At 76.3% G+C, this 26375-nt stretch carries 23 protein-coding genes; 6 read left to right on the top strand and 17 right to left on the bottom strand.

What is annotated here, in order from left to right:
* The first annotated feature begins 18 nt into the window (after window positions 1-18).
* Entirely contained in the window at window positions 19-1191 is a 1173-nt protein-coding gene (locus JN535_RS05555; protein ID WP_205204596.1) for an RtcB family protein, read from the top strand.
* 61 nt (window positions 1192-1252) lie between these two features.
* Here JN535_RS05555 and JN535_RS05560 read toward each other — a convergent pair whose 3' ends face one another.
* Window positions 1253-2836 (bottom strand): sensor histidine kinase, encoded by a 1584-nt coding sequence (locus JN535_RS05560; protein WP_205203472.1) that lies wholly within the window; start codon window positions 2834-2836, stop codon window positions 1253-1255.
* Complete coding sequence (locus JN535_RS05565; RefSeq protein WP_205203474.1) at window positions 2829-3599, bottom strand: response regulator transcription factor; 771 nt, start codon at window positions 3597-3599, stop codon at window positions 2829-2831. Before JN535_RS05565 ends, JN535_RS05560 begins: the two co-directional genes overlap by 8 nt.
* Before the next feature lie 286 nt (window positions 3600-3885).
* On the opposite strand from JN535_RS05565, the gene JN535_RS05570 reads away from it, so the two are divergent.
* The gene (locus tag JN535_RS05570) at window positions 3886-5331 is read left to right on the top strand and encodes a ThuA domain-containing protein (RefSeq protein ID WP_205203475.1); all 1446 of its coding nucleotides are present in this window, start codon (window positions 3886-3888) and stop codon (window positions 5329-5331) included.
* A 105-nt stretch (window positions 5332-5436) separates the two neighbouring features.
* Here the strand turns inward: JN535_RS05570 and JN535_RS05575 are convergent, their stop codons facing one another.
* The 4 genes from JN535_RS05575 to JN535_RS05590 are packed head-to-tail and all read right to left on the bottom strand — an operon-like array spanning window position 5437 to window position 9289.
* Window positions 5437-6486: a phosphotriesterase family protein gene (locus JN535_RS05575; protein WP_205203477.1), complete on the bottom strand. Its 1050-nt coding sequence runs from the start codon at window positions 6484-6486 to the stop codon at window positions 5437-5439.
* Complete coding sequence (locus JN535_RS05580) at window positions 6483-7589, bottom strand: DMT family transporter (protein ID WP_240200666.1); 1107 nt, start codon at window positions 7587-7589, stop codon at window positions 6483-6485. Before JN535_RS05580 ends, JN535_RS05575 begins: the two co-directional genes overlap by 4 nt.
* Window positions 7590-7625: 36 nt before the next feature.
* Entirely contained in the window at window positions 7626-8546 is a 921-nt protein-coding gene (locus JN535_RS05585; RefSeq protein ID WP_205203479.1) for a ribokinase, read from the bottom strand.
* A complete protein-coding gene (locus tag JN535_RS05590; RefSeq protein WP_205203481.1) occupies window positions 8546-9289 on the bottom strand; it encodes a glutamine amidotransferase in 744 nt (247 codons plus the stop codon). The genes JN535_RS05585 and JN535_RS05590 overlap by 1 nt, the downstream gene beginning before the upstream one ends.
* Window positions 9290-9474: 185 nt before the next feature.
* On the opposite strand from JN535_RS05590, the gene JN535_RS05595 reads away from it, so the two are divergent.
* Window positions 9475-10497, top strand: a complete 1023-nt coding sequence (locus tag JN535_RS05595; protein WP_205203483.1) for a LacI family DNA-binding transcriptional regulator — start codon at window positions 9475-9477, stop codon at window positions 10495-10497.
* A gap of 31 nt (window positions 10498-10528) precedes the next feature.
* On the opposite strand, the gene JN535_RS05600 is transcribed toward JN535_RS05595, so the two are convergent.
* Window positions 10529-11878, bottom strand: a complete 1350-nt coding sequence (locus tag JN535_RS05600; RefSeq protein WP_205203485.1) for an APC family permease — start codon at window positions 11876-11878, stop codon at window positions 10529-10531.
* A gap of 201 nt (window positions 11879-12079) precedes the next feature.
* On the opposite strand from JN535_RS05600, the gene JN535_RS05605 reads away from it, so the two are divergent.
* From JN535_RS05605 to JN535_RS05615, 3 genes are read left to right on the top strand one after another with little or no spacing between them, the layout of a single operon-like run.
* Entirely contained in the window at window positions 12080-12367 is a 288-nt protein-coding gene (locus tag JN535_RS05605; protein ID WP_205203487.1) for a hypothetical protein, read from the top strand.
* Window positions 12364-13401, top strand: a complete 1038-nt coding sequence (locus JN535_RS05610) for an NAD-dependent epimerase/dehydratase family protein (protein ID WP_205203489.1) — start codon at window positions 12364-12366, stop codon at window positions 13399-13401. Before JN535_RS05605 ends, JN535_RS05610 begins: the two co-directional genes overlap by 4 nt.
* The gene (locus JN535_RS05615) at window positions 13398-14738 is read left to right on the top strand and encodes a UDP-glucose dehydrogenase family protein (protein ID WP_205203491.1); all 1341 of its coding nucleotides are present in this window, start codon (window positions 13398-13400) and stop codon (window positions 14736-14738) included. The genes JN535_RS05610 and JN535_RS05615 overlap by 4 nt, the downstream gene beginning before the upstream one ends.
* Here JN535_RS05615 and JN535_RS05620 read toward each other — a convergent pair.
* From JN535_RS05620 to JN535_RS05665, 10 genes are read right to left on the bottom strand one after another with little or no spacing between them, the layout of a single operon-like run.
* Window positions 14714-14968 (bottom strand): DUF6480 family protein, encoded by a 255-nt coding sequence (locus JN535_RS05620; RefSeq protein WP_205203493.1) that lies wholly within the window; start codon window positions 14966-14968, stop codon window positions 14714-14716. The genes JN535_RS05615 and JN535_RS05620 overlap by 25 nt on opposite strands.
* Window positions 14965-15666: an SDR family NAD(P)-dependent oxidoreductase gene (locus JN535_RS05625; protein ID WP_307868267.1), complete on the bottom strand. Its 702-nt coding sequence runs from the start codon at window positions 15664-15666 to the stop codon at window positions 14965-14967. Before JN535_RS05625 ends, JN535_RS05620 begins: the two co-directional genes overlap by 4 nt.
* Window positions 15663-16781 carry a glycosyltransferase family 9 protein gene (locus JN535_RS05630; RefSeq protein WP_307868268.1) on the bottom strand — a complete coding sequence of 373 codons (1119 nt, stop codon included), beginning with the start codon at window positions 16779-16781 and terminating at the stop codon, window positions 15663-15665. Before JN535_RS05630 ends, JN535_RS05625 begins: the two co-directional genes overlap by 4 nt.
* Window positions 16772-17506, bottom strand: a complete 735-nt coding sequence (locus JN535_RS05635) for an SDR family oxidoreductase (protein ID WP_205203494.1) — start codon at window positions 17504-17506, stop codon at window positions 16772-16774. Before JN535_RS05635 ends, JN535_RS05630 begins: the two co-directional genes overlap by 10 nt.
* Window positions 17503-19659, bottom strand: coding sequence for a PfkB family carbohydrate kinase (locus JN535_RS05640; RefSeq protein ID WP_307868269.1), 2157 nt, complete (start codon window positions 19657-19659; stop codon window positions 17503-17505). The genes JN535_RS05635 and JN535_RS05640 overlap by 4 nt, the downstream gene beginning before the upstream one ends.
* Window positions 19656-20927 carry a glycosyltransferase gene (locus JN535_RS05645; RefSeq protein WP_205203496.1) on the bottom strand — a complete coding sequence of 424 codons (1272 nt, stop codon included), beginning with the start codon at window positions 20925-20927 and terminating at the stop codon, window positions 19656-19658. The genes JN535_RS05640 and JN535_RS05645 overlap by 4 nt, the downstream gene beginning before the upstream one ends.
* The gene (locus JN535_RS05650) at window positions 20924-21934 is read right to left on the bottom strand and encodes a glycosyltransferase family 4 protein (protein WP_205203498.1); all 1011 of its coding nucleotides are present in this window, start codon (window positions 21932-21934) and stop codon (window positions 20924-20926) included. The genes JN535_RS05645 and JN535_RS05650 overlap by 4 nt, the downstream gene beginning before the upstream one ends.
* Window positions 21931-23019: a glycosyltransferase family 9 protein gene (locus JN535_RS05655; RefSeq protein WP_205203500.1), complete on the bottom strand. Its 1089-nt coding sequence runs from the start codon at window positions 23017-23019 to the stop codon at window positions 21931-21933. Before JN535_RS05655 ends, JN535_RS05650 begins: the two co-directional genes overlap by 4 nt.
* On the bottom strand, window positions 23016-24665 hold the full coding sequence (locus tag JN535_RS21480) for an HAD-IIIA family hydrolase (RefSeq protein ID WP_205203502.1): 1650 nt from the start codon (window positions 24663-24665) through the stop codon (window positions 23016-23018). The genes JN535_RS05655 and JN535_RS21480 overlap by 4 nt, the downstream gene beginning before the upstream one ends.
* Window positions 24662-26338, bottom strand: coding sequence for a carbamoyltransferase family protein (locus JN535_RS05665; protein WP_205203504.1), 1677 nt, complete (start codon window positions 26336-26338; stop codon window positions 24662-24664). The genes JN535_RS21480 and JN535_RS05665 overlap by 4 nt, the downstream gene beginning before the upstream one ends.
* Between the last annotated feature and the right edge of the window lie 37 nt (window positions 26339-26375).

Below are 26375 nucleotides of genomic sequence, written 5' to 3' on the forward strand. Positions count from 1 at the left end.
GCGAAGGCACTCACCCTCATGTGGGCGCACGAGCACGCCGTCGAGCCCGCCGCGCTGCAGCAGCTGCGCAACATCGCCGCGCTGCCGTGGGTCGAGGGCGTGCGCGTCATGCCGGACGTCCACCTGGGCAAGGGCGCGACCGTCGGCTCGGTCATCGCGATGCGCGACGCCGTGTCGCCCAACGCGGTAGGCGTGGACATCGGCTGCGGCATGATCGGCGTCCGCACGTCCCTCACCGCGGAGGACCTGCCCGACGACCTCGGGCCGGTCCGCGCGCGCATCGAGGCCGCCGTCCCCGTCGGGTTCCACGCGCACGGCGAGCCGGTCGATCCGCACCGGTTGCGCTCGATCTCCGGGCGCGGTCCGGCCGAGGTCGCTCGCGGCGCGGACGCGTTCTGGTCGCGGTTCTCCGGCCTGCACGGCCGTGTCTCGGACATCGAGGGCCGTGCGCGCCGCCAGCTAGGGACGCTTGGCTCGGGCAATCATTTTGTTGAGTTGTGTCTGGATCAGTTCGGTTCCGTCTGGCTCCAGCTGCACTCGGGGTCGCGGAACATCGGCAAGACGCTGGCCGAGCAGCACGTCGCCGTCGCGAAGCGCCTCGAGCACAACCAGGGGCTCGTCGACCGCGAGCTCGCGGTGTTCCTCGGCGGCACGCCGGAGATGGACGCGTACCTCGCCGACCTGTGGTGGGCGCAGGAGTACGCGGCGCGGTCGCGTGCGGTCATGATGACGCTCGTCGTCGACGCCGTGCGTGCGTCGTTCCCGGGTCGGGAGATCGCGTTCGACGAGGCCGTGAACGTCCACCACAACTACGTCGCGGTCGAGCACGTCGACGGCCAGGAGCTCGTCGTGACCCGCAAGGGCGCGATCCGGGCGGGGAAGGGCGATCTCGGGCTCATCCCCGGGTCGATGGGCACCGGCTCGTACATCGTGCGCGGGCTCGGGAACCCGGAGTCCTACTGGTCGGCGTCGCACGGTGCGGGGCGTCGCATGTCCCGCACCAAGGCGAAGAAGACCTTCACGCTCGACGACCTCGCCGCCCAGACGGCGGGCGTCGAGTGCCGCAAGGACGTCGGGGTGCTGGACGAGATCCCGGGCGCGTACAAGGACCTCGACGAGGTCATCCGCGCGCAGTCCGACCTCGTCGAGGTCGTCGCGCGGCTCACGACGCTCCTCTGCGTCAAGGGCTGAAGCACAGGGCGCGACCTGCTCGGCGGGGAGCCGGGGCGGGCCTCGGGCCGGGCATGGATCGTCAGGGGTGGTCGCGGGGGAGGCGGACCGTGAACGTCGTGCCCGTGGGCCCGGGTTCGTCCGCGGTCGCGGACGTCACGGTGATCGTGCCGCCGTGGGCGGTCACGATGGCGTCGGCGATGGCGAGGCCGAGGCCGGTGGAGCCGCCGGTGCGGTTGCGCGCGTCGTCGCCGCGCGTGAAGCGGCGGAAGAGCGTCGGGCGCAAGGTCGCCGGGATGCCGGGGCCGTCGTCGGCGACGGAGAGCACGACGTCGTCGCCGCCGGTCGCGAGCCGTACCTCGACGTGGGTGCCGGGCGGGGTGTGCGTGCGGGCGTTCGCGAGGAGGTTCGCGAGCACCTGCCGCAGGCTCGCCTCGTCGCCGGTGACCTCGAGGTCGACGTCGTCGTCCGGCGCGTCGTCGAACCCGTCGGGCGGGTCGGCCGCGAGGTCGAGGTCGAGGTCCTCGCCGGGCAGGTCGAGCGCCCAGTCGTGGTCGGGGCCGGCGGCGTGGGCGTCCATGACGGCATCGACGGCGAGCGCCGCGAGGTCGACGGGCGCGCGGTCGAGCGGGCGGCCCGCGTCGAGCCGGGCGAGGAGCAGGAGGTCCTCGACGAGCCCGGTCATGCGCACGGCCTCGGACTCGATGCGGTCGAGCGAGCGCGCGGTGGCGGTCGGGACGTCGTCGGGGGAGCGGCGCACGAGCTCGGCGTAGCCGCGGATGGAGGCGAGCGGGGTGCGCAGCTCGTGGCTGGCGTCGGCGACGAACCGCCGCACCTGGGTCTCGGAGTCGTGCCGCGCCTGGAGCGAGGTCTCGACGTTCTCGAGCATGCGGTTGAGCGCGGCCCCCACCTGCCCGACCTCGGTGCGCTCGTCGGTGAGGTCAGGGGGGACGCGCGGGATGGCGTCGATCTCGCCCTGTGCGAGCTCGAGCTCGGAGACGCGGCTCGCGGCGGCGGCGACTCCGTCGAGCGGTCGCAGCGAGCGCCGCACGAGCCACGTGCCGAGGAGCACGGCGGCGAGCAGGCCCGCGGCGCCGAGCCCGACCTCGATGAGCACGTACTTCTCGACGGTCGCGTCGACCGGCTCGGTGCTCGAGGCGACGACGACGGGCTGGTCGTCGTCCGTGGTCCGGTGCACGGCGCGGAAGGACCCGAGCTCCGGCAGGTCGACGTCGTGCGCCTCGCCGTCGGCGGGCACGTCCTCGAGCGCGGCGACCTGCGCGGCGTCGAGCGTGACGCGCTCCAGCGTGGGGCTGACGTACTGGGCGAGCACGATCTCCCCGCCGTCGTAGCGCAGGACGGCGCTGCCGGGGCCGGTGCCTGCGGGGAAGCGGGACGGGTCGTCGGGCGGCCCGCCGGGGTCGGGCGCGGCGCCGCTGCCGTCGGGCGGCTGCTGCGCCGGGGCGTCCGGGCCGTCCCCGAAGCCACGGGCGAGCCGCTCGCTCGCCTGCTCGAGCCCGCGGTCGACCTGCTCGACGAGCTGGGTGCGCAGCGCGAGCGCGGACGCGGCGGCGAGCCCGACGGTGACGAGCAGCACGACGCCGGCGAGCACGAGCACGAGGCGGCGGCGCAGCGCCGTCGGGCGTCGCGCGAGCGCGTCAGGCACCGGCGCCGTCCGCCCCGGCGGCGGGCTTGAGCACGTACCCGACGCCTCGCAGCGTGTGGATCATGGGCTCGTGGCCCTTGTCGATCTTGCGGCGCAGGTAGGAGATGTAGAGCTCGACGATGTTGGCCTGCCCGCCGAAGTCGTAGTTCCACACGCGGTCGAGGATCTGGGCCTTGGACAGCACGCGGCGCGGGTTGCGCATGAGGTAGCGCAGCAGCTCGAACTCCGTCGCCGTCAGACGGACCTCCTCGCCCGCGCGCCGTACCTCGTGCGCGTCCTCGTCGAGCTCGAGGTCGCCGACCACGAGCACGGCGTCCTCGCGCTGCGCGGTCGCGCCGCCGCGGCGCAGCAGGCCCCGCAGCCGCGCCACGACCTCCTCGAGGCTGAAGGGCTTGGTCACGTAGTCGTCGCCGCCGGCGGTGAGCCCGGCGACGCGGTCCTCGACGGCGTCGCGCGCGGTGAGGAAGAGCACCGGGACGTCGGTGTCGCGCTCGCGCAGGCGGCGCAGCACGGTCAGGCCGTCCATGTCGGGGAGCATGACGTCGAGCACGACGACGTCGGGCCCGGTCTCCCGCGCGGTGCGGATCGCGCTGCGTCCGTCGAGCGCGGTGGAGACGTCCCAGCCCTCGTAGCGCAGCGCGGAGGTGAGCAGCTCGGCGAGGTTGGGCTCGTCGTCGACCACGAGGACGCGCACGGGGGAGCCGTCCGGGCGCGTGAGGCGCGGCTGGTCGGGGCGGCCGACGGGGGCGGTGGCTGCGGTCATGGCTCCAGCGTCCCGCGGCTCGCGGGGGCGTGCCTGTGGTGACCCTGTGCGGGCGCTGTGTCCCGGTGGCCGCTGTGGCGCGGCCGAGGGGTCCGGGTGAGATCGCCGCGCGGATGTCATGGAATCCTTGACTTTTGAACGGTCGCCGTCAAAACTCGCAGCATCGGCAGCAGCCGACGTCCACGCACGCAGGAGTGCGCGCGCCGCCGGGATGCCGAGGGTGCCCGGGGACCGACCGGGATCCGAACGCCCGGCTCGCGCTCTCGACGACGAGGGAGAAGCACGCATGGATTTGTTCAGCGGAACGACGATCAGACGGGCGGTGGCGGCCGCGGTCGCGCTGCCGCTCGCGGGCGGGGCGACGCTCGTGGCCGCCGGCCCGGCCGCAGCCGACGAGGAGGGCTACAAGATCCTCGTGGTCGGCGAGACGCTCGGGTTCCGGCACTCGCACATCGACGACACCACGCGCGCGCTCATCGCGCTCGGTGCCGACAACGGCTTCACGGTCGACGTGTGGGACCCGCCGAACGACTCCGCGGGCTGGTGGGGGGCCGGCTCGCCGGGCCAGCCCGACCTGAGCCTGGACTCGTCGCCGTTCACGAGCGCCGAGGACCTGGCCCAGTACGCGACCATCGTCTTCGCGTCGCCGGTCGACAACACGAACTCCCTCAACCCCGCGACCCCGCGCCTGCTCGACGACGCCGAGCTCGCGGCGTTCCAGGGCTACATCCGCGGCGGCGGCGGGTTCGTCGGCCTGCACGCGGCGACGGACACGATGCACACCGTCCCCTGGTACAGCGAGCTCACCGGTGGTGGCGCGCGGTTCGTCAGCCACCCGCAGCAGCAGACGGCGACGATGCGCGTCGAGAGCCCCGCCCACCCCTCGACCGCGCACCTGCCGGCCGTCTGGGAGCGGTTCGACGAGTGGTACAACTACACGACCAACCCGCGCGAGGACGTGCACGTCCTCATCACGCTCGACGAGTCGACGTACAACCCCGGCAACAACGCCATGGGCGAGGACCACCCGATCGCGTGGTGCCAGAACTTCGAGGGCGGCCGCTCGTGGTACGAGGGCGCCGGGCACACCGACGCCTCGTGGACCGACCCGCTCTTCCTCGAGCACGTGCTCAAGGGCGTCGAGTGGACGGCGGGCGTCGTCGAGGGCGGCGGCAACTGCGTCACCTTCGGCGAGGTCGACGAGGTCGTGGCGGGCCTGAACACCTCCGCGGTGGGCGACGGCGTCATCGCGGGCGCGATCTCGTCGCTGCTCGGCAGCGCGCGCAGCGCGGCCGACGCGGACGACCCGGCGACCGCGGTCCAGGTCCTGGGCGGCGCACGGTCGCTCGTCGACCACCTGTCCGCGGCCGCGGGCGACCGTGAGCTGCTCGCGTCGAAGATCGACGACCTCGTCGTCTGGCAGAGCGCGCTCGTGGACGAGGGCCCCGCGATCGACCTCGCCGCAGAGGCCGAGCTGCGGACGATGGGCGGCAAGCAGTACGTCGCGGTGCGCGTGCTCAACGAGGACGACACCCCCGTCGACATCACCCTGGCGACTCCGTACGGCAGCAAGGAGTTCGCCGACGTGGCGCCCGGCAAGAACGCCTACCAGTCGTTCGCGACCCGGCTCGTCGAGGCTCCGTCCGGCGAGGTGACCGTCACGGCCACGACCGAGCGCGACGGCGAGACGGTGACCGAGGAGCTCGTGCTCGCCTACGCGGGCACGGACTGACCCGTCGTCCGACACCCCCGACGGCGCCCGTCGCACCCCGCGTGCGGCGGGCGCCGTCGCGCACCCGTACGGTCGCGGTGCGGCGAGCAGGCGGCGCTGCCGCCGTCAGGCGGTGAGCATCGCCACCGGGTTGTCGTGCGTGAGGCGGGCGAGCACGTCGCGCGGCACGCCGCGGGCGGCGAGCATCTCCGTGAACACCGTCGGGACGTAGGCGAACCCGTTGCCCCCGTGCTGCACCCACATCTGCTTGAGGAACACGTCGTGGCTGAGCAGCACCTGGCCCGCGTGACCGCCCTCGACGAGGCGCTGCACCGCCGTGGCGGTCGTGTGCGGGTCGGGGGACACGCCCTCCTTCGGGAAGGTGATGTCCATGCCGACCATGTCGAACTCGAGCCAGACGCCGCGCTCGGCCACGGACCGCTGGTAGTCCGGGTCGTCCGCGGACGGGTCCATGTGGCACAGCACGACCTTCTCGGGCCGCACGCCCACCTCGTCGAGCACGAGGTCGAGCACCTCGTGCGCGCGCCGCTGCCACCCGGGCAGGTGCACCTGGAGCGCGACGTGCGGGTGCTCGCGCTGCGCGAGGGCCGCCGCGCGCAGCGATGCGGCCTCGCCGGCGGTGAACGACGGCGAGACGCCGATCTCGCCGATGATGCCGGGGCGCACGCCGGTCCCGCCGATCCCGTCGGCGAGCTCCGCGACGATCGCGGACGCCTGGGCGTCCACGGCCGCGGCCGCGATGCGGTCGCCCTCGAACTTCTCCAGGTACGCGCCGCAGCCCGCGACCACGTGCAGCCCGGTGCGGCGCGCGACCTCCGCGAGGCGCTCGGGGTTGCGCCCGATCGCGGCGCTCGACGTCGCGTCGACGATCGTGCGGCCGCCCAGCGCGGCGAAGCTCTCGAGCTCCGCCGCGACCGCGGCGACCGGCTTGTCGGCGATGTTGTCCGCGCAGCAGTACGGGTCCTGGCGCAGCGCCCACGCGAGCGACGCGGACACCGGGGCCTCGACGACCGCCTCGGAGAAGCGGTAGCTCGGCGGGTCGAGCACCCCGGACAAGTCGTTGAACAGGTGCTCGTGCGGGAGCGTGAGGCCGAGGTCCGCGGCCGCGGCGCGGCCGGTGACGGTCTGGACGTGGCCGGCGGGCGTGACGCTCATCGCCGGCTCGCCTCGCCCGCCTCGCCGCCCGCGACCGCCGCGGCCACGGCGTCCTCGTGCGCGCCGTCGCCCGGCTCGTCGGGGTGGGCCGCCTTGCCCGACGGGATCATGCCGATCCCGGCGGCGACGAGCGCGATGACGGTACCGATCACGGTCGCGACGTGGACGGTGTGCCCGAGCGCCGGGATCGCGGCGTCCAGGACGAGCGAGCCGACGAGCTGGCCCGCGACGGACGCGAGGCCGAGCAGCAGCAGCCCGAGGCCGCGCACGAGGAGCGCCATGAGCGCGATGGAGAGCAGGCCGAGCGGGCCGCCCAGGTACATCCACCACTCGCTCGGGAGCTGGAAGTCGACGCCGCCCGTCGCCGCGCGCACGAGGTAGGCGACCAGCAGCGCGGTGAAGCCCACGAGGAAGTTCCACCCGATCGAGACGAGCATCGAGCCGGTGACGTCGGCGACGGCCGCGTTCCCGGCGGGCTGCCAGCCCGCGAGCAGGCCGCCCACGAACGGCATGATCGCCAGGACGATCGTGTGCGGCACGGAGAAGCTCGGCGAGATGACCACGACGGTCGCCGCGATGGCGAGCGCGGCGCCCAGGAGCCGGGTCGCGGTGAGCGGCTGCTTGACCGACGCCGTGACGCCGAGGCGGTCGCAGACGACGCCCGAGATGACGAGGCCGGAGATGAGCGAGATCTGGAACGTGGCGACGCCCAGGACGCCGACGGTGACGCCCTCGGAGAGGACGATGACGGCGCCGCACAGGCCCGCGAGGTAGTTCCACCACGGGATGGTGCGCGAGCGGATGAGGCCGGGGATCGCGAGCGCCTCGCGTCGGGTCGCGGGGCGCGCGAACACGACGACGAACATGAGGACCAGGCCGGTCCCGAACGAGATGAGCGCGGCGGCGTGGCCGTCGCCGATCGTCTTGCCGAGCTGGCCGTTGACGGCCGCCTGCATGGGGCCGAGGGCCCCCGCGAGGACGGTCGCGACGACGAGCAGGGCGGTCGCGGTGTCCTTGACCCTGCTGCGGCGGGCTGACGAGTTCAGAGCACCTCCCTGAGTGCCGGACGGGGAACCGGTGGTCGCCGGCGTGGTGTGCTTCATTGCGTGACCGTGCCTTCCTCCGACGGTACGTCGGACTTAGCTGTGGAGCGGAATCCTGGTGCCCTCGAGGGCCAGGTCGGTGGCGCGCGGCAGGGAGTCGACGGCGCCGTGGCGGGTGGTGGTGGAGGCGGCGACGCGCGCCGCCCAGCGGGCGGACTCGACGAGGTCGCCGCCGTGGAGGAGGCCGTCCGCGAGCGCCGCGCAGAACGAGTCGCCGGCGGCGGTCGTGTCGACGGCGTCGACGCGCACTGCCGGGACGGTGACCGGTGCGCGGCCCGCGGGGACGACGAGCGCGCCGTCGGCCCCGAGGGTGACGACGACGTCCCCGGGGTGGTCGAGCGCGCGCACCATGGCGAGCACGGCGTCGGTGCCGACGGGCTCGTCGTCCGCGCCGACGAGGGTCGCGAGCTCGAACCGGTTGGGCACGAGCACGCGGAACGCGGAGCGCACGTCGGCGGGCAGCGGGACGGCGGGCGCCGGGTTGAGCACGGTGGTGCCCGTCGCGGTGGCCGCGACGGCGCGCAGGGCACCGAGCGGCGTCTCGCACTGGCACAGCACGGCCGCGGCGTCGCGGACGAGGTCGGCGCGCTGGGTGACGAACGCCTCGTCCACGACGGCGTTCGCGCCGGGCTCGATGACGATGGTCGACTCGGGCTGCTCCCACAGCACGACGGCGACTCCCGTGGGGCGGTCCGCCGTCGCGAGGCCGTCGAGGACGAGGCCCTCGACGGCGAGGCGACGGCGGATCGCGCGGCCGTCGTCGTCGTCCCCGACGGCGCCGACCATGGCGACGCGCCGACCGAGCCGGGCGGCGGCGACGGCCTGGTTGGCGCCCTTGCCGCCGGGGGAGCGGACGAGGCCCGTCGCGGAGACGGTCTCGCCCGAGCGGGGCAGGCGGTCGACGGTCAGCCTGAGGTCCATGTTCAGGCTGCCGACGACCACCACCTCGGGCGTCATCAGCCCGCGAGCCAGGTGACGGCCTGGCCGAACAGCGGGCCGTAGCCGGCCCAGTCCATGAACTCGCGCGGGGCCCAGTGGGGGGAGATGTCGGAGGCGAACGCGAGCGTGCGCCCCCGGCCCTCGGTGCGGACGGCGACGAGCGGGCGGCCCTCGATGGTGGCGAGGACGGTCGCGTCGGCCTTGGCGGTGAGGCGCTGGTAGCCGAGGAGGATCGGCCACTCGCGGTCGAGACCCGCGGTGACGGGGTGCTCGACGTCGGTCAGGGTGCCGCCGATGCCCTCGGGGGTCTCCTCGCGGTCGTCGTACGGGAGGATGTCGACGGGCAGGACGGCCTCGACGGCGGTGCCGTGGTAGTTCGCCTTGGCCTGGAAGCCCTGGAAGCTGAGGTAGCCGCCGGCCATCATCAGGCCGCCGCCGCGGCGGACCCACTCGGCGAGGAGCTTGAGCCGGTTCGGGAACGGGCGCCCCTGGGAGAACACGACCGGCGGCAGCAGGAGCGAGTTGGCGCCGATGTCCGACAGGATCACGACGTCGTAGGCGTCGAGCTCGTCGAGCGTCGAGGGGAAGTCCTCGGCGACGAGGTGCGAGGGCAGGTGCGTGACCTCGTGGCCCTCGGCGGCCAGCGCCTCGAGCAGGCGCGCGCACCCGATCTCGAGCTGGGCGTGGGGGAACGCGTCGTACCCCTTGTAGTCGGTGGTCGCGTTGATCCACGACTCCCCGGCGAGCAGAACCCGGCTCATCCCGGCCTCCTTGCGATCAGGTCGCGCGGCGACGTCCTCGACGACGTTGCGCAACGTTGTGTAGCGTTGCGCAAGACCGTAGGGGGCGGGCGGCGCGGCTGTCAACACCGTGCACCTCCGCGCGCGGCCCGACGCTCCCGGTAGAGTGCAGGGGATCTGGGGGACCGCCCCGAGGAAGGGGAGCCATGACGCTCACGCGTGTTGCGCAACGTGCCGGCGTGTCGGCCTCGACGGCGTCGCGCTACCTGCGCGGGCAGCTCAACGTGCAGCCGGAGACGGCGGCGCGGATCGACGCCGCCGTGCGCGAGGTCGGGTACGTCGTCCCCGCCCCGGGCCCGGCCCCGCGCGAGGACGAGCGCCGCACCGGGGTGGTCGCGCTCGTCGTCCCCGACTTCGTCAACCCGTTCTTCACCGCCCTCGCCGAGGAGGTCGCGCGCCTCGCGGGCGACCGCCGGGTCCCGCTCGTCGTCGCGCTGTCGACGCGGCACGGCGACGCCGAGTCCGGCCTGGGCCAGCTCCTCGCGAGCGACGGCTCGCTCGGCGGCGTCGTCTACGTGGGCATGTCACGCACCGACGACCGCCTCGCGCGCGCTGTCGCGGACGGCCTGCCCGTCGTCGTCATCGACGAGGAGGTCGACCTCGACCTGCCCGTCGAGACGATCACCGTGGACAACTACGGCGGCGCCTACCAGGCCACGAGCTACCTCGTGCAGCAGGGGCACCGCCGCATCGCGCACGTCGCCGGGCCCGCCGAGCTCTCGACGACGCAGGACCGCCTGCGGGGCTACGTCGACGCGATGCACGACGCCGGTCTCGACGTCGACCCGGACCTGGTGCGCCACGGGCCGTACACCGAGCAGTTCGGCGCCTCGACGTTCCCCTACCTCACGCGGCCCGGGAACGCGCCGACGGCCGTGTTCGTCGGCAGCGACATCGTCGCCGTCGGGATGCTGGGCGCGGCCGAGCTGCACGGCATCTCCATCCCCGACGACCTCTCGGTGGTGGGCTGCGACGGCATCCGCGTCGGCCAGTGGCTGCGCCCCAAGCTCACGACGCTCGAGCAGCCCGTCGCGGCGCTCGCGCTCGCCGCCATGGACGCGATCGAGCGGTCCATGACCGGCGACCGCCGTGCCGGCGCGCCCGCCCGCACGGTCCTTCCCCTGCATCTCGTCGTGCGGGGCTCGGTCGCGCGGGTCGCGACGGCCTGACCCCCGGGCCGGGCGCTGCGGCCGCCGGCGGTCAGTCCTCGCGCGCGGGTCGTGCGCCGCGCGCCCGGCCCGTCCAGCGCATGACGCCGTAGAGGACCGCGCCGACCGCGAGCAGGATCCCCGCACGCAGCCACGTGACCGCGTCCTGCTGCGTGAGCAGCAGGACGCACGACGCGACGCCGAGCACCGGCACGACCGTCGCGACGCGGAAGTGCGGTGCGTCGACCGGGTCGCGCCGCAGCACGAGGACCGCGACGTTCGTCGAGGCGAACACGAGCAGCAGGAGCAGCACGACCGTCTCGGCGAGCCCCGCCACGTCCCCCGTGAAGACGAGCCCCATCGCGACCGCCGTTGTCACGACGATCGCGACCCACGGCGTGCGGCGGCGCGGGAGCACGCGCCCGAGCGTGGCCGGCAGCAGGCCCTGCTCGGCCATGCCGTACGCGAGCCGGCTCGCCATGATCATCGTGAGCAGCGCCCCGTTCGCGACGGCGATCAGCGCGACGAGGGAGAAGACCCACGCGGGCACCGACCCCTCCGCGTCGACGACCTCGAGCAGGGGACCGGTCGAGCCGGCGAGCGTCTCGGGGTCGACGACCGCGACCGCGGCGACGCCCACCGCGACGTACACGACCCCGGCCGTGACGAGCGCGCCGAAGAGCGCGCGCGGGTAGGTGCGGCGCACGTCGCGCACCTCCTCCGCGAGGTTCGCCGAGGTCTCGAACCCCACGAACGAGTAGTACGCGAGGATCGCCGCCGCGAGGACGGCGAGCGCCGGCGTCGTGCCCTCCGCGAACTGCGTGACGCGGCCCGGCGACCCCTCGCCGCGCCCCAGCACGACGGCGGCGAGCACGACGACGAGCACGAGGCCGGACAGCTCGATCGCGGTCATCGCGACGTTGGCGCGCAGCGACTCCTTGATGCCGCGCGCGTTGAGCGCCGCCACGACGGCGAGGAACAGCACGGCCACGAGCCGGTCGGGCGCGTCGACGAACGTCGCGAAGTAGTCGCCGGCGAAGGCCAGCGAGAGCCCGGCGGCGCTCGTCACGCCCGCGGCGAGCATCGAGAAGCCCACGAGGAACGACACGAGCGGGCTGCGGAACGCCCGGTCGGCGAACACCGCGGCGCCCCCGGCCCGCGGATACTTCGTCACGAGCTCGGCGTACGAGCCGGCGGTGAGGAGGGCCAGGCCGAGGGCGACGAGGAGCGGCAGCCAGACGGCGCCGCCCACCTCGCCCGCCATCTCGCCGACGAGCGCGTAGACGCCCGCGCCGAGCACGTCGCCGAGGATGAAGAGGTACAGCAGCCGTCCGCCGACCGAGCGGGACAGCTTGGTGTCCGGGTCGGCGGCCTGCTGCTGGGGTGCGGTCGGTGCGCTCATCGGGTCACCGTGCCACGGCCGGGGTTTGCTCGCGGCCCGAGCGAGGCGCCTCTCGCGGCGGCGCCGGAGCACGTGCGAGCCGCGTGGGCCCGTGTGAGCGTGAAGGTCCCGGGTCCAGCAGCGAGCCCGTCCGCACGAGCGCGACCGGCCGGGACCAGGCGTCCCGAGCCACGGTCGCGCACCGTCGCGAGGAGACGAGCCATGGGTGACAGCTCGGAGACGAGGACCACGACCGACCACGACGAGATCCGCTCGTGGGTCGAGGAGAACGGCGGGACGCCGGCGAGCGTGCGCGGCACGGAGAGCGGCGGGGACGAGGCCGGCGTGCTCCGGATCGACTTCCCCGGCGGCGCGGGCGAGGACGAGCTCGAGCACGTCTCGTGGGAGACGTGGTTCGAGAAGTTCGACGCCGAGGGCCTCGCGTTCCTCTACCAGGCGCAGCGCGCGGGAGGGGGCGGCAGCACCTTCTTCAAGGTGGTGCGCCGATGAGCGCCCCGGCGGCGCGCCGCCCGGTGCGGCGCGCGGTCGTGCTGGGCGGCGCCGGGTTCGTGGGCAGCCACGTGTGCGAGGGGCTCGTGGCCCAGGGCACCGAGGTCGTGTGCGTAGACGACCTGTCGACCGGCGACGTCCGCAACCTCGACGCCCTGAGCGACGAGCCCCGGTTCCGGTTCGTCGAGGCCGACGTCAGCGCGGGGGTCGACGTCCCGGACGCCGACCGGGTCGACCTCGTGCTGCACCTCGCGTCGCCGGCCTCGCCCGTGGACTACCTGCGGCTCCCGCTCGAGACCCTCCTCGTCGGCTCCGCGGGGACGCGCCACGCGCTCGAGCTCGCCCAGCGGGCCGGGGCCAGGTTCGTCCTCGCCTCGACGTCGGAGGTCTACGGGGACCCGGAGGTGCACCCCCAGCGCGAGGACTACTGGGGGAACGTCAACCCGATCGGGCCGCGCAGCGTCTACGACGAGTCCAAGCGGTTCGCCGAGGCGACGACGGCCGCCTACCGACGGTCCCGTGGCGTGGACGCGGGCATCGTGCGGATCTTCAACACCTACGGGCCGCGCATGCGCGGCCACGACGGGCGCATGGTCCCCACGTTCGTGCGCCAGGCGCTCGCGGGCGAGCCGCTCACCGTGGCCGGGGACGGGTCCCAGACGCGCTCGGTCTGCTACGTGGACGACCTCGTCGAGGGCATGCTCGCGTTCGCGCGCTCCGGTCACCCGGGCCCGGTGAACCTGGGTGACCCGACCGAGCTCACGGTGGCCCGCGTGGCCGAGGACGTGCTCGCCGCGACGGGGAGCGACGCGGGTGTCGTCCACGTCGACCTGCCCGAGGACGACCCCCGCCGCCGCCGCCCCGACACGACGCTCGCGGAGCGCGTCCTGGGCTGGCGCGCGCGGACACCGTGGCCCGAGGGCCTGGCCCGCACGGTCGCGTGGTTCCGCGAGGAGGCGGGGCGCGGCGCGGTGGTCCCCGCGGGAGCGGTCGGGACCCCGGCGATCGCCGGCGAGGGAGGGACGGGCGCATGAGGCTCTCGGTGCACGGGTGCGGCTACCTCGGGGCCGTGCACGCCGCGGCCATGGCGCGGCTCGGTCACGACGTCGTCGGCATCGACGTCGACCGAGCCCGGGTCGCCGCGCTCGCCGACGGTCGAGCCCCGTTCTTCGAGCCGGGGCTCGCGGCGCTCCTGGCCGACCCCGACGGCCCGGGCTCCCTCACGTTCTCGACCGACGCCGCACGCGCCGCCGACGCCGACGTGCACTTCCTGTGCGTCGGGACGCCCCAGTCGGCCGGGAGCGGGGTGGCCGATCTGCAGCAGCTCGACGCGGCGCTCGGCGCGCTGCGACCGCACCTGCGGCCGGGTGCGGTCGTGGTCGGCAAGTCGACCGTGCCCGTCGGCACGGCGGAGCGGCTCGCGCGTGACCTGCCCGCCGGCGTCGGGCTCGCGTGGAACCCGGAGTTCCTGCGCGAGGGCCACGCGGTCGCCGACACGCTGCACCCCGACCGGCTGGTCTACGGCGTGCCCGAGGACGGCGGCGCCCTCGTGGAGCGCCTCGACGCGGTCTACGCGCCGCTCCTGGACGACGGCGTGCCGCGCCTCGTGACCGACCTCGCCACGGCGGAGCTGGCCAAGGTCGCGGCGAACGCGTTCCTGGCGACGAAGATCTCGTTCGCGAACGCGGTGGCGGAGGTGTGCGAGGCCGCGGGCGGCGACGCGGTCGCGCTCGTCGGCACGATGGCGCTCGACCGCCGCATCGGCGGCGAGTACCTGGGCGTGGGGCTGGGGTTCGGGGGCGGGTGCCTGCCCAAGGACATCCGTGCGTTCGCGGCCCGGGCGCGCGAGCTCGGGGTGGGACCGGCGGTGTCGTTCCTCGACGAGGTCGACGCGATCAACGACCGTTGCCGCGACCGTGCCGTGGAGCTCGCGCGCACGGCGTGCGGGGGCTCGCTCGCGGGCCGCCGCGTCGCGGTCCTCGGCGCGGCGTTCAAGCCGGACAGCGACGACGTGCGCAGCTCGCCCGCGCTCGCGCTGGCCCGGGCGCTCGCCGCCGAGGGCGCGCAGGTCGTGGTCACGGACCCGCAGGCCCTGGCGCTCGCGCAGGCGGTCGCGCCCGAGCTCGGGTACGCGGCCGACGCGCGCGAGGCGGCCGCGGGCGCCGACGTCGTCGTCCTCGCCACCGAGTGGGACGAGTACCGCGCGCTCGACCCGGACGACCTCGCCGACGCGGTGCGCGCGCCCCGGCTGGTCGACGCGCGCAACGCCGTCGACGGCGACCGGTGGCGCGCGGCCGGGTGGGACGTGCGCGCGCTCGGCGTGGCCGCCGTCCGTGCGGGCCGACCTCAGTCGAGCAGCCCCACGGCGTAGCCGACGAAGAACAGGGCCACGAGGACCGCGACCGCCCCGACGACACCGACCCACAGCCACGGCACCGCGCGGTGCGGGCCGTGCTCCTCGTGGCCCTGCGGCGCGCTCACCTGGTCCTCGGCGGGCGGCGTCTCGCCGGGCTGCACGTCGCCGCTCGCCGAGAAGTCGGCGGCCGGTGAGCGGTGCGAGGCGTCCAGCGGGTCGGGGTCGGGGGAGTCGGGGCCGGTCATGGTGCGGTCCTTCCGTCGGTCGGGTCGGTGGGGTCGGCGCGCCGGGCGCGTGTCACGGGCGGCGCCAGTCGTCCGAGGTGAGGTGCGAGCCGGCCATCGGTCCCATCCGGAGCATGCCGCCGTCGACCGGCCAGGACGGGGGTCAGCAGCCCCAGGCCGCCCTTCGCGGCGCAGTACGGGGCGGCGCCGACGCGCGGCGCGTGCTCGTGCACGCTCGTGACGTTGACCACGCGACCGCCGCGTCCCCCGACGATCACGTGCCGTGCCGCGGCCTGCGTCAGGACGAACGGGCCGTCGAGGTCCGTCGTCAGCACCTCGCGCCACGTGGCCAGGTCGAGGTCGAGGAACGGCGTCGAGGTGCCCGTCCCGGCGACGTTGACGAGCGCGTCGACCCGGCCGAGCTCGGCCGCGAGGGCGTCCACCGCGGGGACGAGCGCGTCGAGGTCGGGGACCTCCACGCGACGGGTCACCGCCGTCGCGCCCGCGTCCCGGACCTGCCGCGCGGTCTCCTGCACCTCGTCCTCGTCGGCGTACCAGCACAGGCCGAGGTCGAACCCGTCGGCCGCGAGCGCGACGGCGGTGGCCCGTCCGATGCCGGACTCGGAGCCCGTGACGAGCGCCACGGGGCGCTCGTGCGCTCCCTCGGCAGCGGGGGCCGCGGGCCGGGCGGTGCGCGGGTCGAGATCGGGAGACGTCATGACCCGACCCTCCGGACCCCGCCGCCCGCACGCATCTCGGCGGCGCCCTCCGGTGCCGCGAGGAGGGACCGCGCGGCCTCGACGACCTCGTCGACCGTGATCCGGGCGAGCGCCGGGTCGAGGTCGGCGGCGTGCGGGTCGCCGCGGTGCGCACCGGGCTGGGGCTCCGTGCCGCCGTGCCAGAGCACCGCGTGGCGCTCGGGGTCCACGGCGGGCCCCCACGTCGCCGGCGGGGTCGGCCCGAACAGGACGACGGACGGGGTGCCGTACGCCGTGGCGAGGTGGGCGACGCCCGTGTCGCCGCACACCACGAGCCGCGCGGTCGCGACGACGTCGGCGAGCGCGGGCAGGTCGAGCGTGCCCGCGGTGTCGGTCAGGCTGCCGGTCCCGTCCGGCGCCCCCGCGAGGCCGCCGAGCGAGGCGTCCGCGTCCGCGACGACGCGCGCGCACAGGTCGCGCTCGTCCGCGCTTCCCGTGACGACGACGTCGTGCCCCGCGGCGGCGAGTTCGCGCGCGACGGCGGCGAACCGGTCCGCCGGCCAGCGGCGCGAGCCCGACGCCGCGCCGGGGTGCACGACGACGTGCCGCCCGCGCGACGCGGGCGGGTCGAGACGCAGGTCCTCGCGCGAGCACGCGCCGCCCGCGGCCGTCACGAGCCGGCACCAGCGGTCGACCTCGTGCTCGTCCGGGTCCCAGTCCGGCCCGGCGACGCCCGCCTCGCGCGACGCGAACGCGACGAGGTGCTCGGGCGCGGTGTCGAGGAGCACGCGGTGGCTCTCCGGCCCGCTGCCGTGCAGGTTCACGGCGACGTGCCCGGACGGCGGGGCGCCGGTCACCGTCTCGGACTCCTCGACCCACGCGAGGGGTTCGAGGCCCCGCGCGGGCACCACGCCGTCGACCAGCCCGAGGTCGCGGAGCCAGCCGCCCACCTCCTCGGGAGCGGCGAGCAGGACGCGGCGCCCGGGCCACGCGCGACGCACGCCGCGCAGGGCGGGGACCGCCGTGAGCGCGTCCCCCAGACCGAGCGCGCGCAGCACGAGGACCGTGCCCTCGTCCTGGTCGGCGAGCCCCGGCAGGTCGGGCGTCGGCTCGGTCGCGCCCGCCGTCACGGCCACGACGTCTCGCCGGACGCCATGACGAGCATCTCGCGGATCTCGCAGCCCACGGGCTGGCGCAGCGCGGTGACGACGGCGGCGGCGGTCGCGCGCGGGTCGTTGAGGTCGGCGTCGGGGCCGGGCTTGTACTGCTCCGTGCGGCCGTCGAAGAACGCTGTGCGCATCCCGCCGGGCACGAGGCACGTCACGCCGACGCGTCCGGCGAGCTCGGCGGCGAGCGCCTGGGAGAACCCCCGCACGGCGAACTTGGACGCGCAGTAGGCGGTCGCGTCCGAGACGCCCTTGAGGCCGAGCGTGGACGCGACCGTGACGACCGTGCCGCGGCGCTCCTCGAGGAAGGGCAGCGCGGCGCGCACGACGGCGACCGTGCCGAACAGGTTGACGCGCACGACGCGCTCCCACGTCTCGACGTCGATCTCGTCGAGCCGCCCGCACGCGTCGGTGCCGGCGGCGGTGACGACCGCGTCGGGCGGGCCCACCTCCAGCGCGAGGCGCTCGACGGCCGCGGCCGCGGCGGCCGAGTCGGACAGGTCGACGACGGCGTGCGGGACGGCGCCCGCGGGCGCGACCCGGTCGAGGACGACCGGCTTGCCGCCCGCCGCGGTCACGGCGTCGACGAGCGCGGCGCCGAGGCCGCTCGCGCCGCCCGTGACGTAGACGGTGCCGAGCTCGCGCGGGACCGGGGCCTGGTCGGGCTGCTGGGTGGACGAGGTGGTCGAGGTCATGCGGTGGTCTCCTCCGTCAGGGTCGGGAGCCCGGGCGCGAACCGCCCGGAGCGTTCGAGGATCGAGGTCGTGGAGCGACCGTCGACGTAGGGCAGGACGACGACCCGGCCGCCGTGGCGCCGGACCACCTCCGCCTCGGGCAAGGTCTCCTCGGTGTAGTCGCCGCCCTTCGCCCACACGTCCGGCCGCAGGCGGTCGAGCGCGGCACGGGGGTCGTCCTCGTCGAACACGACGACGGCCGACACGCAGTCGAGCGCGGCGAGGACGCGCGCGCGGTCGGCCTGCCCGACGACGGGCCGCTCGGGGCCCTTGAGCCGGCGGACCGACGCGTCGCCGTTGAGGAGGACCACGAGGTGGTCGCCGAGGCGCGCCGCGGCCTCGAGCGTCGCGACGTGACCGGCGTGGAGGATGTCGAAGCACCCGCCGGTGGCGACCACGGTGCCCCCGCGTGCGCGCAGGCGTGCCGCCACGTCCTCGGGGGTCGCGTCCGTGCCGGCGGGCGCGGCGGCCTGTCCCGGCGCCGTCCGCCGAGTCCCGGACGCGTGCCCGGTCGCCGCGTCCGCGCGTCGGCGGTAGCCCTCGGCGCCGCCGGTGGCGACCCACTCCGACGCCGACCCGACCGCGGCGACGACCGCCTCGAGGAGCTCGGCACCCCGGGCGAGCGCGACCGCCGCGGTCGAGGCGAACCGGTCGCCCGCGCCGCACGGGTCGCCGTGCGCCGCGGGCGCGGGCGCGTACGCGGGCTCGCCGTCGGCGCGCGCGACGAACGCCCCTTGCTCGCCCGCGGTGACGCACACCGCGCCCACGCCCCACGCCGCGGCGAGCGACCGGGCGAGGCCCCCCGGGTCGTCGGCGCGCACGTCGAGCCCGAGCGCCTCCGCGGCGTCGAGCGCCTCGGCGAGGTTGGGCGTCACGAGCGCGGTCCCGGGCACGGGCGGCCCGCCGCGCGGGTGCGGGTCCCACACGACCGTCCGGTCGCGGGCCGCGTGCTCGAGCGCGTCGCGCACCGGGCCGGCGTGCGTCGTCCCGGCACCGTAGTCCGAGACGAGGACCACGTCGGCGCCCGCGAGCGCCGCGCGGACGGCGCGCTCGGGCACGTCGTCCGGGCGCGCCGGACCGCCGTCGTCGACGCGCACGACGGTCTGCCCGCCCGAGCGCACGCGCGTCTTGCGCCGCGTCGTGCCCACCTGGGGCAGCGCGACGACGTCGAGGTGCGGGCGCAGCAGCGCGCGCAGCTCGCGCCCCGCGTCGTCGTCGCCGAGCGGCGCGACGAGGCGCACGGGCGCGGCGTCGGCCGCGAGGAGGGCCGTGAGCCCCGCGCCGCCCGGGCTGCGCCGGACGCCGAGCGTGTCGACCACGGGCACGGGCCCGTCGGGGGAGAATCGCGTGACCTGGCCGTCGACGTCGCGGTCGAGCAGCACGTCCCCGACGACGACGACGCGCGGCGCGTCGGGCGGCACGGGCGGCACCGGTGTCTCGGGCTCGTCGCGGAGCTCGTCGCGCGGCACCGTGCCGGGCGCGTCGGCGCGAGACGCCGCCTCCCGGTGCCGCACGTGCGCGTCGAGCGCCGCGCACAGCGCGTGCACGACGACGAGGTGGAGCTCCTGGACCGACGAGGTCGACGCCCCGTGCAGCGCCAGCACGTCGTCGCACGCCGCGGCGAGCGAGGAGTCCCGCGGTCCGGTGAGGGCCCACGTCGTGAGGCCGAGCTCGCGCGCGCGACGGGCCGCGGCGACGACGTTCTCGCTCTCGCCCGAGGTGGACAGCAGCACGAGGACGTCGCCCGGGCGCCCGTGCGCGGCGACCTGGCGCGCGTACATCTCCCCGATGCCGTAGTCGTTGACGATCGCGGTGAGGCTCGACGTCTCGGCGTGCAGGCTGATCGCCGACAGGGGCGTGCGCTCGCCGTCGAAGCGCCCCACGAGCTCGGCCGTGAGGTGCTGCGCCTCCGCGGCGCTGCCGCCGTTGCCCGCGACGAGCAGGCGCCCGCCCGCGAGCACCGTGTCGGCGAGCCGCGCGCCCCACGCGTCGAGGCGCCCGGCCTCGGCGGTGAGCAGGTCGAGCCCGTCGTGCAGGTCCGCGGCGTGGTCGCGCAGCCAGCGCCGGGCCGCGTCCTGCGGTCCGTCGGCGCGCCCGGTCCCGTGCGCGGTCACGGCGCGCTCACCGCCCGCAGCGCACGCGCGCCGACGACCGGCCGCGATCGCCCTGGCGCGACCCGCCGCGCGGCCACGACGCGCTCGTACGACTCGGCGGTGCGGGCCGCGACCGTCGACCAGCCGTACAGGTGCTCGGCCCGGACACGCGCGGCCGAGCCGAGGCGCTCCGCGAACGCCGGGTCGTCGGCGAGCCGCCGCAGTGCCGTCGCGAGCGCGCCCGGGTCGCGTGGCGGGACGAGGATGCCGGTGCGGCCGTCGACGACCGAGTCGAGCAGCCCGCCCACGGCCGCGCCGACGACGGGCCTGCCGCACGCGGCCGCCTCGAGCGGCACGATGCCGAACGGCTCGTACCAGGGGTCGCACACCACGGCGTCGGCCGCGTGCATGAGCTCGCGCACGTCGTCCTGGGTGACGCTGCCCACGAACCGGACGCGGTCCGTGACGCCGCACGCGTCGGCGACGGCGCGCAGCCGGAGCACCTCCGGGTCGTCGTCCATCGCGTCCGCCGCCGGGCCGCCCGCGACCACCAGCTCGGCCCCCGGCAGCTCCGCGAGCGCCTCGATCACCGTGTCCACGCCCTTGCGCTCGACGAGGCGGCCGACCGAGAGCAGGCGCAGGCTCCCGGGTGCGCGGTGCAGGTGCTCCGTGCGGTCGGCGTCGGGCAGGAACCGGCCGAGGTCGACCCCGCACGGGACCACGTCGATGCGGTCGGGGTCCGCGCCGAGGGCCACGAGCTCGGCGACCTCGTCGGCGCACGTCGCGACGATCCGGTCGACCGCGCGGCACAGCAGGCGCTCGCGGGCGACGCGCTCGGCGGGGCTCGTGTCGTGCGCGCCCTGGTGGCGGCGCTTGACCGACCCGAGCGCGTGGAACGTCTGCACGAGCGGCACGCCGAGCGCGGGCGCGGAGAGCAGGCCCGCGATCCCGGACATCCAGAAGTGCGCGTGCACGACGTCGGGGCGCGGCCCGGGCTCGATCCACCGCCGCAGGAGGTCCGCGCCGAACGCGTCCATGTGGGGCAGGAGGTCGTCCTTGGGCACGGCCACCGGCGGGCCGGCGTCCACGTGGACGACGTCCACGCCGCGCGCGAGGGGCACGCGCTCGGGGAGGGACGCGTCGTCGCGGCGCGTGAACACCTCGACGCGGTGGCCCTGGGCGCCGAGCCGGGTGGCGAGCGACGCGACGTGCACGTTCTGCCCGCCCGCGTCGACGCCACCGAGCGCGGCGAGGGGGCTGGCGTGCTCGGAGATCATCGCGATCTTCATGAGGTCACCTCCGTCAGGACCGTGTCCCAGCGCCGCAGGAACGCGGCGTGGGAGTAGTGCTCGAGCACGTGGGCGCGCGCCGCCCGGCCGTGCTCGCGTGCGTCGTCGGGGTCGGCGAGCCAGCGCCGCGCGGTCGCGGCGAGCTCGTCGGGGCGGGAGCTGAGGAGCCCCGCGGCCGGGGGCACCGCGACGGGCGCCTCCGTCGTCGGCAGGGCGAGGACGGGCATGCCGAGCGCCATCGCCTCCAGCAGGGAGAGCCCCAGGCTGGTCCAGCGGTAGGGGTGCAGGTAGGCGCGCGACGTCGCGAGCCGTGCGTGCATCGCGGCCTGCGGGACGTCGTCGTGCAGGCCGTGCGGCAGATCGTGCGGCGCGGCGCCGGGCGCCGGGGACAGGTGCTCGGCGAGCTTGCCGACGCCCATGCCGTAGACGTCGAGCGGCACGCGGCGGCCGAGGCCCACGAGCACGTCGGTCCCGGCGACGCGCCAGCGGCGCACCGGCTCGTTCACCACGGCGCCGACGCTCGCCCGCTCGCCCGTGTACAGCGGCCCGGGGTCGGGGATGCCGTGGTCGACCACGGTCGTGCGCGCGTCGCCCGTGTCCCACATGAGCGCGTTGAAGGCCGTCACGTGGACGATCGGCACGAGGCCCTCCTCGACGACGTCGAGGTCGGCGAGCGGGTGGCGCGTCGAGGCCGCGTGGCCGGTGGGGGCGTTGTGCTCGACGTAGACGGCGGGGACGTCGCGGCCGGGCACGAGCCCGGTCCAGCGGCGCAGGAGCTCGACCTCCTCGGGGCGCTGGAGGACCACGACGTCGATCGCGCGGTCCGTCGCGAGGTCGGCGAGCTCGTCCGGCGCGACCTCGCGGGCCCCGGGCGGCCAGTCCCAGGTGCGCGCACGACCGCGGCCGTCGGGCCCGCGGTCCGGGACGACCGGGACGAGGTACTCGTGACCGCCCGCGACGAAGGCCGTCGCCCAGGATCCGTGCACGTGCCAGACGAGGATCCTCATCGCGCCACCCCCGCGACCGACGGCGTCGTGGTGCGGCTCGGGCGGGGCTCGGGAGTCCCCACGACGTGCGGGACCTCGAGCCGCGCGACGGCGGCGACGACGTCGTCGGGCTCGATCCCGCCCAGGCACGGGTGCCCGGCGACCGGGCAGACCCGGGCGCGCGTGTCGCGGCACGCGGCGTGCTGGTCGCCCAGCACGACCACGGGGACCCCCCAGGGCGCCCACCGTCCGGCCGGGACGACGGGCGCGAAGAGGGACACCACCGGCGTGCCGACCGCGGCGGCGAGGTGCGCGGGGCCGGTGTTGCCGACGACGACGCACCGCGCCCCAGCGAGCACGGCGGCCAGGCCCGCGAGGTCGGTGCGGCCCGAGAGGTCCCGGGCGCGGCCTGCCGCGACGTGGGCGCCCAGCGCGGTCTCGCCCGGGCCGCCCGTCACGACGACCTCCCGGCCCGACGCCACGAGCGCCGCGACGAGCTCCCGCGCGTGGTCGGGCGCCGGCGCCCGGGCGGGCACCGAAGCCCCCGGGTGCACGACGACGTACGGCTCGGCGGGGACGAGGTCCGCGACGTCCGGGAGCGGACGCCGCACGCGCAGCCCGTCCCCGTCGGGCGGCCCGCCGAACCCCGCGGCCCGCACGAGGTCGAGCGCCGCCTCCACCTCGTGCAGGCCGGGCGGGCGCGTGTGGCGCACGTCGAGGAGCGAGCCGGGGTAGTCCTCGCTCACCGCGGCGACGTGCCCGACCCCGGCGAGCCGCAGGAGCATCGCCGCCGGGAGCGGGCTCTGGTGGAACGAGGTGAAGACGACCGCGGCGGCGTAGCGCCGCGCGGCGAGGCTGCCGACGAGGTCGAGGACGGTCGTGCGGTCCACGGGCGGGGGCCGGTAGCCGGACCACGGCGCGTCGAACACGAGCACGTCGCGCACGTCCGGGAGCAGCCGTGCCGCGGCGTGGCCCGCGGGCGCCGCCAGCACGTCGACCCGGCCGCCGCGGGGCGCGACCGCGTGCGCCATCGCCCGGATCGCAGGACCCGTGAGCAGGACGTCGCCGTCGCTGTCGAGGCGCACGGCGAGCACGTCGGCGCTCATGCCGCCCGCTCCTCGGTGCGGGACGCGTCACCGGGGTCGGCGCCGTCCGGGCCGGCGTCGGTGGCGACGGCGGGGAGGCGGTCGCCGAGCGCGCGGACGGCGTCGGCGAGGTCGACCGCGACGCGGGGCGCGGCGGCGACCTCCTCGGGGCGCGTCACGGGCGTCGGCACGAGGACCGGCGCGGCGCCCGCAGCGAGCGCCGCGCCGACGTCGGCGCCGATGTCGCCGACCACGGCGCACCGCCACGTCTCGACGCCGAGCGCGTCCGCCGCCGCGAGCACGAGGCCCGGCCCGGGCTTGCGGCACGCGCACGCGTCGTCCGGTGCGTGCGGGCACACCTGCCACGTGTCGAACGGGCCGAGCAGCTCGTCCACGCGCGCGTTCACCGCGTCGACCTGCGCGCGGGTGACGAGCCCGCGCCCGATCCCGGACTGGTTGGACACGACGCCGAGCCGGACCCCCCGTGCCCGCAGGTCGTCGAGCACCGCGCGCGCGCCGTCGACGGGGCGCACGGCCGACGGGTCCCCGTTGTACGGGACGTCGTGCACGAGCGTGCCGTCGCGGTCGAGCAGCACCGCCGCGAGGGGAGGGGGCCACGGGTCGAGCCCGCGGCGGGAGGCGAACGCGCCCGCGACGCGGTGCCCCACGGCGGCGAACGGGATGAGGGCGCTCGTCCACGCCATGCGGCGCAGCTCGGGCCCGAACCCGTCGTCGCCCGGTCGCGGTCCGGGCGCGAGGCGGCGGCCGAGGAACTGCGCGGTGAGGGCCGTCCAGCCGAGCGCGCCGAGCGCCGCGACGCGCGGACGCCGGGCGAGCAGCCCGCCGACGCCGACGGCCGCGGCTCCGACGGTCGCGACGTGCCACGCGAGACGGCCGCGGCCCGTCTCGGCGCGCTCGCGCCAGCGCGGCCCGTGCAGCGCGCGGAACGTGGCGTCGTCGCGCGTGCCGGCCTGGACGCGCAGGCTCACCGCGTCGTCCGCCGGGCGCACGGGGTGGGTCGTCGTGCGCGTCCCGCGCACGACCGCCCAGCCCGCGTCGCGCACGCGCAGCGCCAGGTCGGCGTCCTCGCGATAGGCACGGGGGAAGCGCTCGTCGAACCCGCCGACCTCCTCGAGCGCGGCACGGCGGTAGGCCATGTCGGCGGTCGCCCACGCCGCGCGCTCGAGGCCCGCGGTCCCGCGCTCCCAGTCCGTCGGTCGTCGGTCGGCGGGCAGCGGCACGTGGAGCCCGCCCTGCACACCGCCGGTGCGCGGCGCCGCCGTCGCGAGGTCGCGCTCCAGCAGCGCGCCCCAGCCGGCCGGGAGCTCGACGTCGTCGTCGAGGAACACGACCCACGGCGCGGAGGTCGAGCGCCACCCCGCGTTGCGGGCCGCGGCCGGTCCACGACCGCCCGTGCGCACGACTCGCGCACCGAGCGCGCGCCCGGCCGCGCCGAGGTCGAGCGGGGCGGGCACCGGGTCGTCCGTGCCCGGCAGCGGCAGGCGTCGGTCGTCCGCGACGACGACCTCGGCCGGTCCGGGGGCGCCCGGCCCGTCGCCCTGGGCGACGAGCGTCTCCAGGAGGCGGTCGAGCGACGGGCGGCCGATCGTGGGCACGACGACGGCGTACGGGACCGGGGACGCGGGTCGGGCCGCGGGCGCGCTCACGCCGTCGCCCCGGACGGAGCGGCGAACACGTCGGCGCGGCGCACGAGGTGCGGGCCGAGCACGAGCGCGTCGACGGGCGCGGAGCCGAAGAGCTCGAGCGCGTCGCGCGGGTCGTCGACCATGGGGCGGCCCGCGGTGTTGAGGCTCGTGTTGACGACGACGGGCAGCCCGGTGAGCTCCTTGAACGCGCGGATCGTGGCCTGCAGGCGCGGCGTCGAGTCGTCGACGGTCTGGATGCGCGCGGTCCCGTCCACGTGCACGACGGCCGCGATGCGCTCGCGCCACGCGGGAGCGACCTCGTGCACGAACAGCATGTACGGGCTCGGGACCGGTCCGCCCGAGAAGATCTCGGGCGCGTCCTCCAGCAGCACCATGGGGGCGACCGGGCGGAACTGCTCGCGCCCCTTGACGTCGTTGAGCCGTTCCAGGTTCTCCACCGGCCCGGGGTGCGCGAGCAGCGAGCGGTGCCCGAGCGCGCGCGGGCCGAGCTCGGCGCGGCCGTCGAACCACGCGACGATCCCGTCGTCCGCGAGGATGCGCCCCACCTCGGCCGGCAGGTCGTCGGGCGTCGTGAAGGGCACCTTGGCCGTGCGCAGCCACCGCGCCAGCGCCTCGTCGCCCCACGCGCGGCCGAGCGCCGCCGAGCCCATCGGCTCCACCGTGTCGCCGGCATCCGCGGCGAGCTGGAGCGCGGCGCCCAGCGCCGTGCCGGAGTCGCCCGCCGCGGGCTGGACCCAGACCTCCTCGAACGGCGACTCGCGCCAGACGCGCGAGTTCGCGACGCAGTTCAGCGCCGTGCCGCCCGCCATGGTCAGGACGCGGTCACCGGTCTGGCCGTGCAGCCACGTGGCGAGGTCGACGAGCACCTCCTCGAGCCGGGCCTGCACGGAGGCCGCGAGGTCGGCATGCTCGGCCCGGCCGCCGTGCTCGGTGCCCCACGTGCCGTCGTCGGTGCGCGGGGGAGCCCAGCGCTCCCAGTCCGGGACCTCGGCGACGAACCCGCCGTCGCCCGTCGCGTAGACGACCTCGCGCAGGTCGTCGAGGAAGCGCGGCTCGCCGTAGGAGGCGAGCGCCATGACCTTGTACTCGTCGCTCGACCGGAGGAACCCCAGGTGCTCGGTGAGCGACTCGTACACGAGCCCGAGGGAGTGGGGGAGCTCCTGGCTCGCGAGCACCTCCAGGCGGCCGTGGTCGTAGCGGCCCGCGAGGTGCGACGAGCGCTCGCCGCGGCCGTCGAGCGACAGGACGCTCGCCACGGGGAACGGGGAGGCGAGCGCGGCCGACGCCGCGTGCGCGACCTCGTGCGGCACGAACCGCACCGTCGACGGGGACAGGCCCGGCAGCGCGGTGGCGAGGAACTGCGGCGCGCGCTCGGCGTACTGCACGCGCAGCCAGTCCCACGGGTCCGGCAGACCCATCTCCTCCGCGGGCTTGGCGAGCGCGGGGTCGAACGAGTAGGCCACGGCGTCGAGGTCCTGGGGGCGCAGCCCGCCCTCCTCGAGGCACCAGGCCATCGCCTTCTCGGGCAGCTCCCACGCCGCGAAGGGCAGCGGGCGCTTGCCGTGCTTGCGCCGTGAGAAGCGCTCCTCCTCCGCGGCGGCGACGACGCGCCCGTCGACGACGAGGGCGGCGGACGGGTCGTGGAACAGGGCGTTGACACCGAGGACGCGCATGGGGCTGCGAGCCTCCCTGGATCGGGTCAGGCTCGTG

Origin of the sequence: Cellulosimicrobium cellulans, from assembly GCF_016921195.1 — a bacterium.
In the GTDB taxonomy this organism is placed as follows: domain Bacteria; phylum Actinomycetota; class Actinomycetes; order Actinomycetales; family Cellulomonadaceae; genus Cellulosimicrobium; species Cellulosimicrobium cellulans_F.

Coding starts and splice junctions, on each gene's coding strand:
- JN535_RS05555 (WP_205204596.1), top strand. CDS start 19: ATGTGGGCGCACGAGCACGCCGTCGAGCCCGCCGCGCTGCAGCAGCTG.
- JN535_RS05565 (WP_205203474.1), bottom strand. CDS start 3,599: ATGACCGCAGCCACCGCCCCCGTCGGCCGCCCCGACCAGCCGCGCCTC.
- JN535_RS05570 (WP_205203475.1), top strand. CDS start 3,886: ATGGATTTGTTCAGCGGAACGACGATCAGACGGGCGGTGGCGGCCGCG.
- JN535_RS05575 (WP_205203477.1), bottom strand. CDS start 6,486: ATGAGCGTCACGCCCGCCGGCCACGTCCAGACCGTCACCGGCCGCGCC.
- JN535_RS05580 (WP_240200666.1), bottom strand. CDS start 7,589: ATGAAGCACACCACGCCGGCGACCACCGGTTCCCCGTCCGGCACTCAG.
- JN535_RS05585 (WP_205203479.1), bottom strand. CDS start 8,546: ATGACGCCCGAGGTGGTGGTCGTCGGCAGCCTGAACATGGACCTCAGG.
- JN535_RS05590 (WP_205203481.1), bottom strand. CDS start 9,289: ATGAGCCGGGTTCTGCTCGCCGGGGAGTCGTGGATCAACGCGACCACC.
- JN535_RS05595 (WP_205203483.1), top strand. CDS start 9,475: ATGACGCTCACGCGTGTTGCGCAACGTGCCGGCGTGTCGGCCTCGACG.
- JN535_RS05600 (WP_205203485.1), bottom strand. CDS start 11,878: ATGAGCGCACCGACCGCACCCCAGCAGCAGGCCGCCGACCCGGACACC.
- JN535_RS05605 (WP_205203487.1), top strand. CDS start 12,080: ATGGGTGACAGCTCGGAGACGAGGACCACGACCGACCACGACGAGATC.
- JN535_RS05610 (WP_205203489.1), top strand. CDS start 12,364: ATGAGCGCCCCGGCGGCGCGCCGCCCGGTGCGGCGCGCGGTCGTGCTG.
- JN535_RS05615 (WP_205203491.1), top strand. CDS start 13,398: ATGAGGCTCTCGGTGCACGGGTGCGGCTACCTCGGGGCCGTGCACGCC.
- JN535_RS05620 (WP_205203493.1), bottom strand. CDS start 14,968: ATGACCGGCCCCGACTCCCCCGACCCCGACCCGCTGGACGCCTCGCAC.
- JN535_RS05625 (WP_307868267.1), bottom strand. CDS start 15,666: ATGACGTCTCCCGATCTCGACCCGCGCACCGCCCGGCCCGCGGCCCCC.
- JN535_RS05635 (WP_205203494.1), bottom strand. CDS start 17,506: ATGACCTCGACCACCTCGTCCACCCAGCAGCCCGACCAGGCCCCGGTC.
- JN535_RS05645 (WP_205203496.1), bottom strand. CDS start 20,927: ATGAAGATCGCGATGATCTCCGAGCACGCCAGCCCCCTCGCCGCGCTC.
- JN535_RS05650 (WP_205203498.1), bottom strand. CDS start 21,934: ATGAGGATCCTCGTCTGGCACGTGCACGGATCCTGGGCGACGGCCTTC.
- JN535_RS05655 (WP_205203500.1), bottom strand. CDS start 23,019: ATGAGCGCCGACGTGCTCGCCGTGCGCCTCGACAGCGACGGCGACGTC.
- JN535_RS05665 (WP_205203504.1), bottom strand. CDS start 26,338: ATGCGCGTCCTCGGTGTCAACGCCCTGTTCCACGACCCGTCCGCCGCC.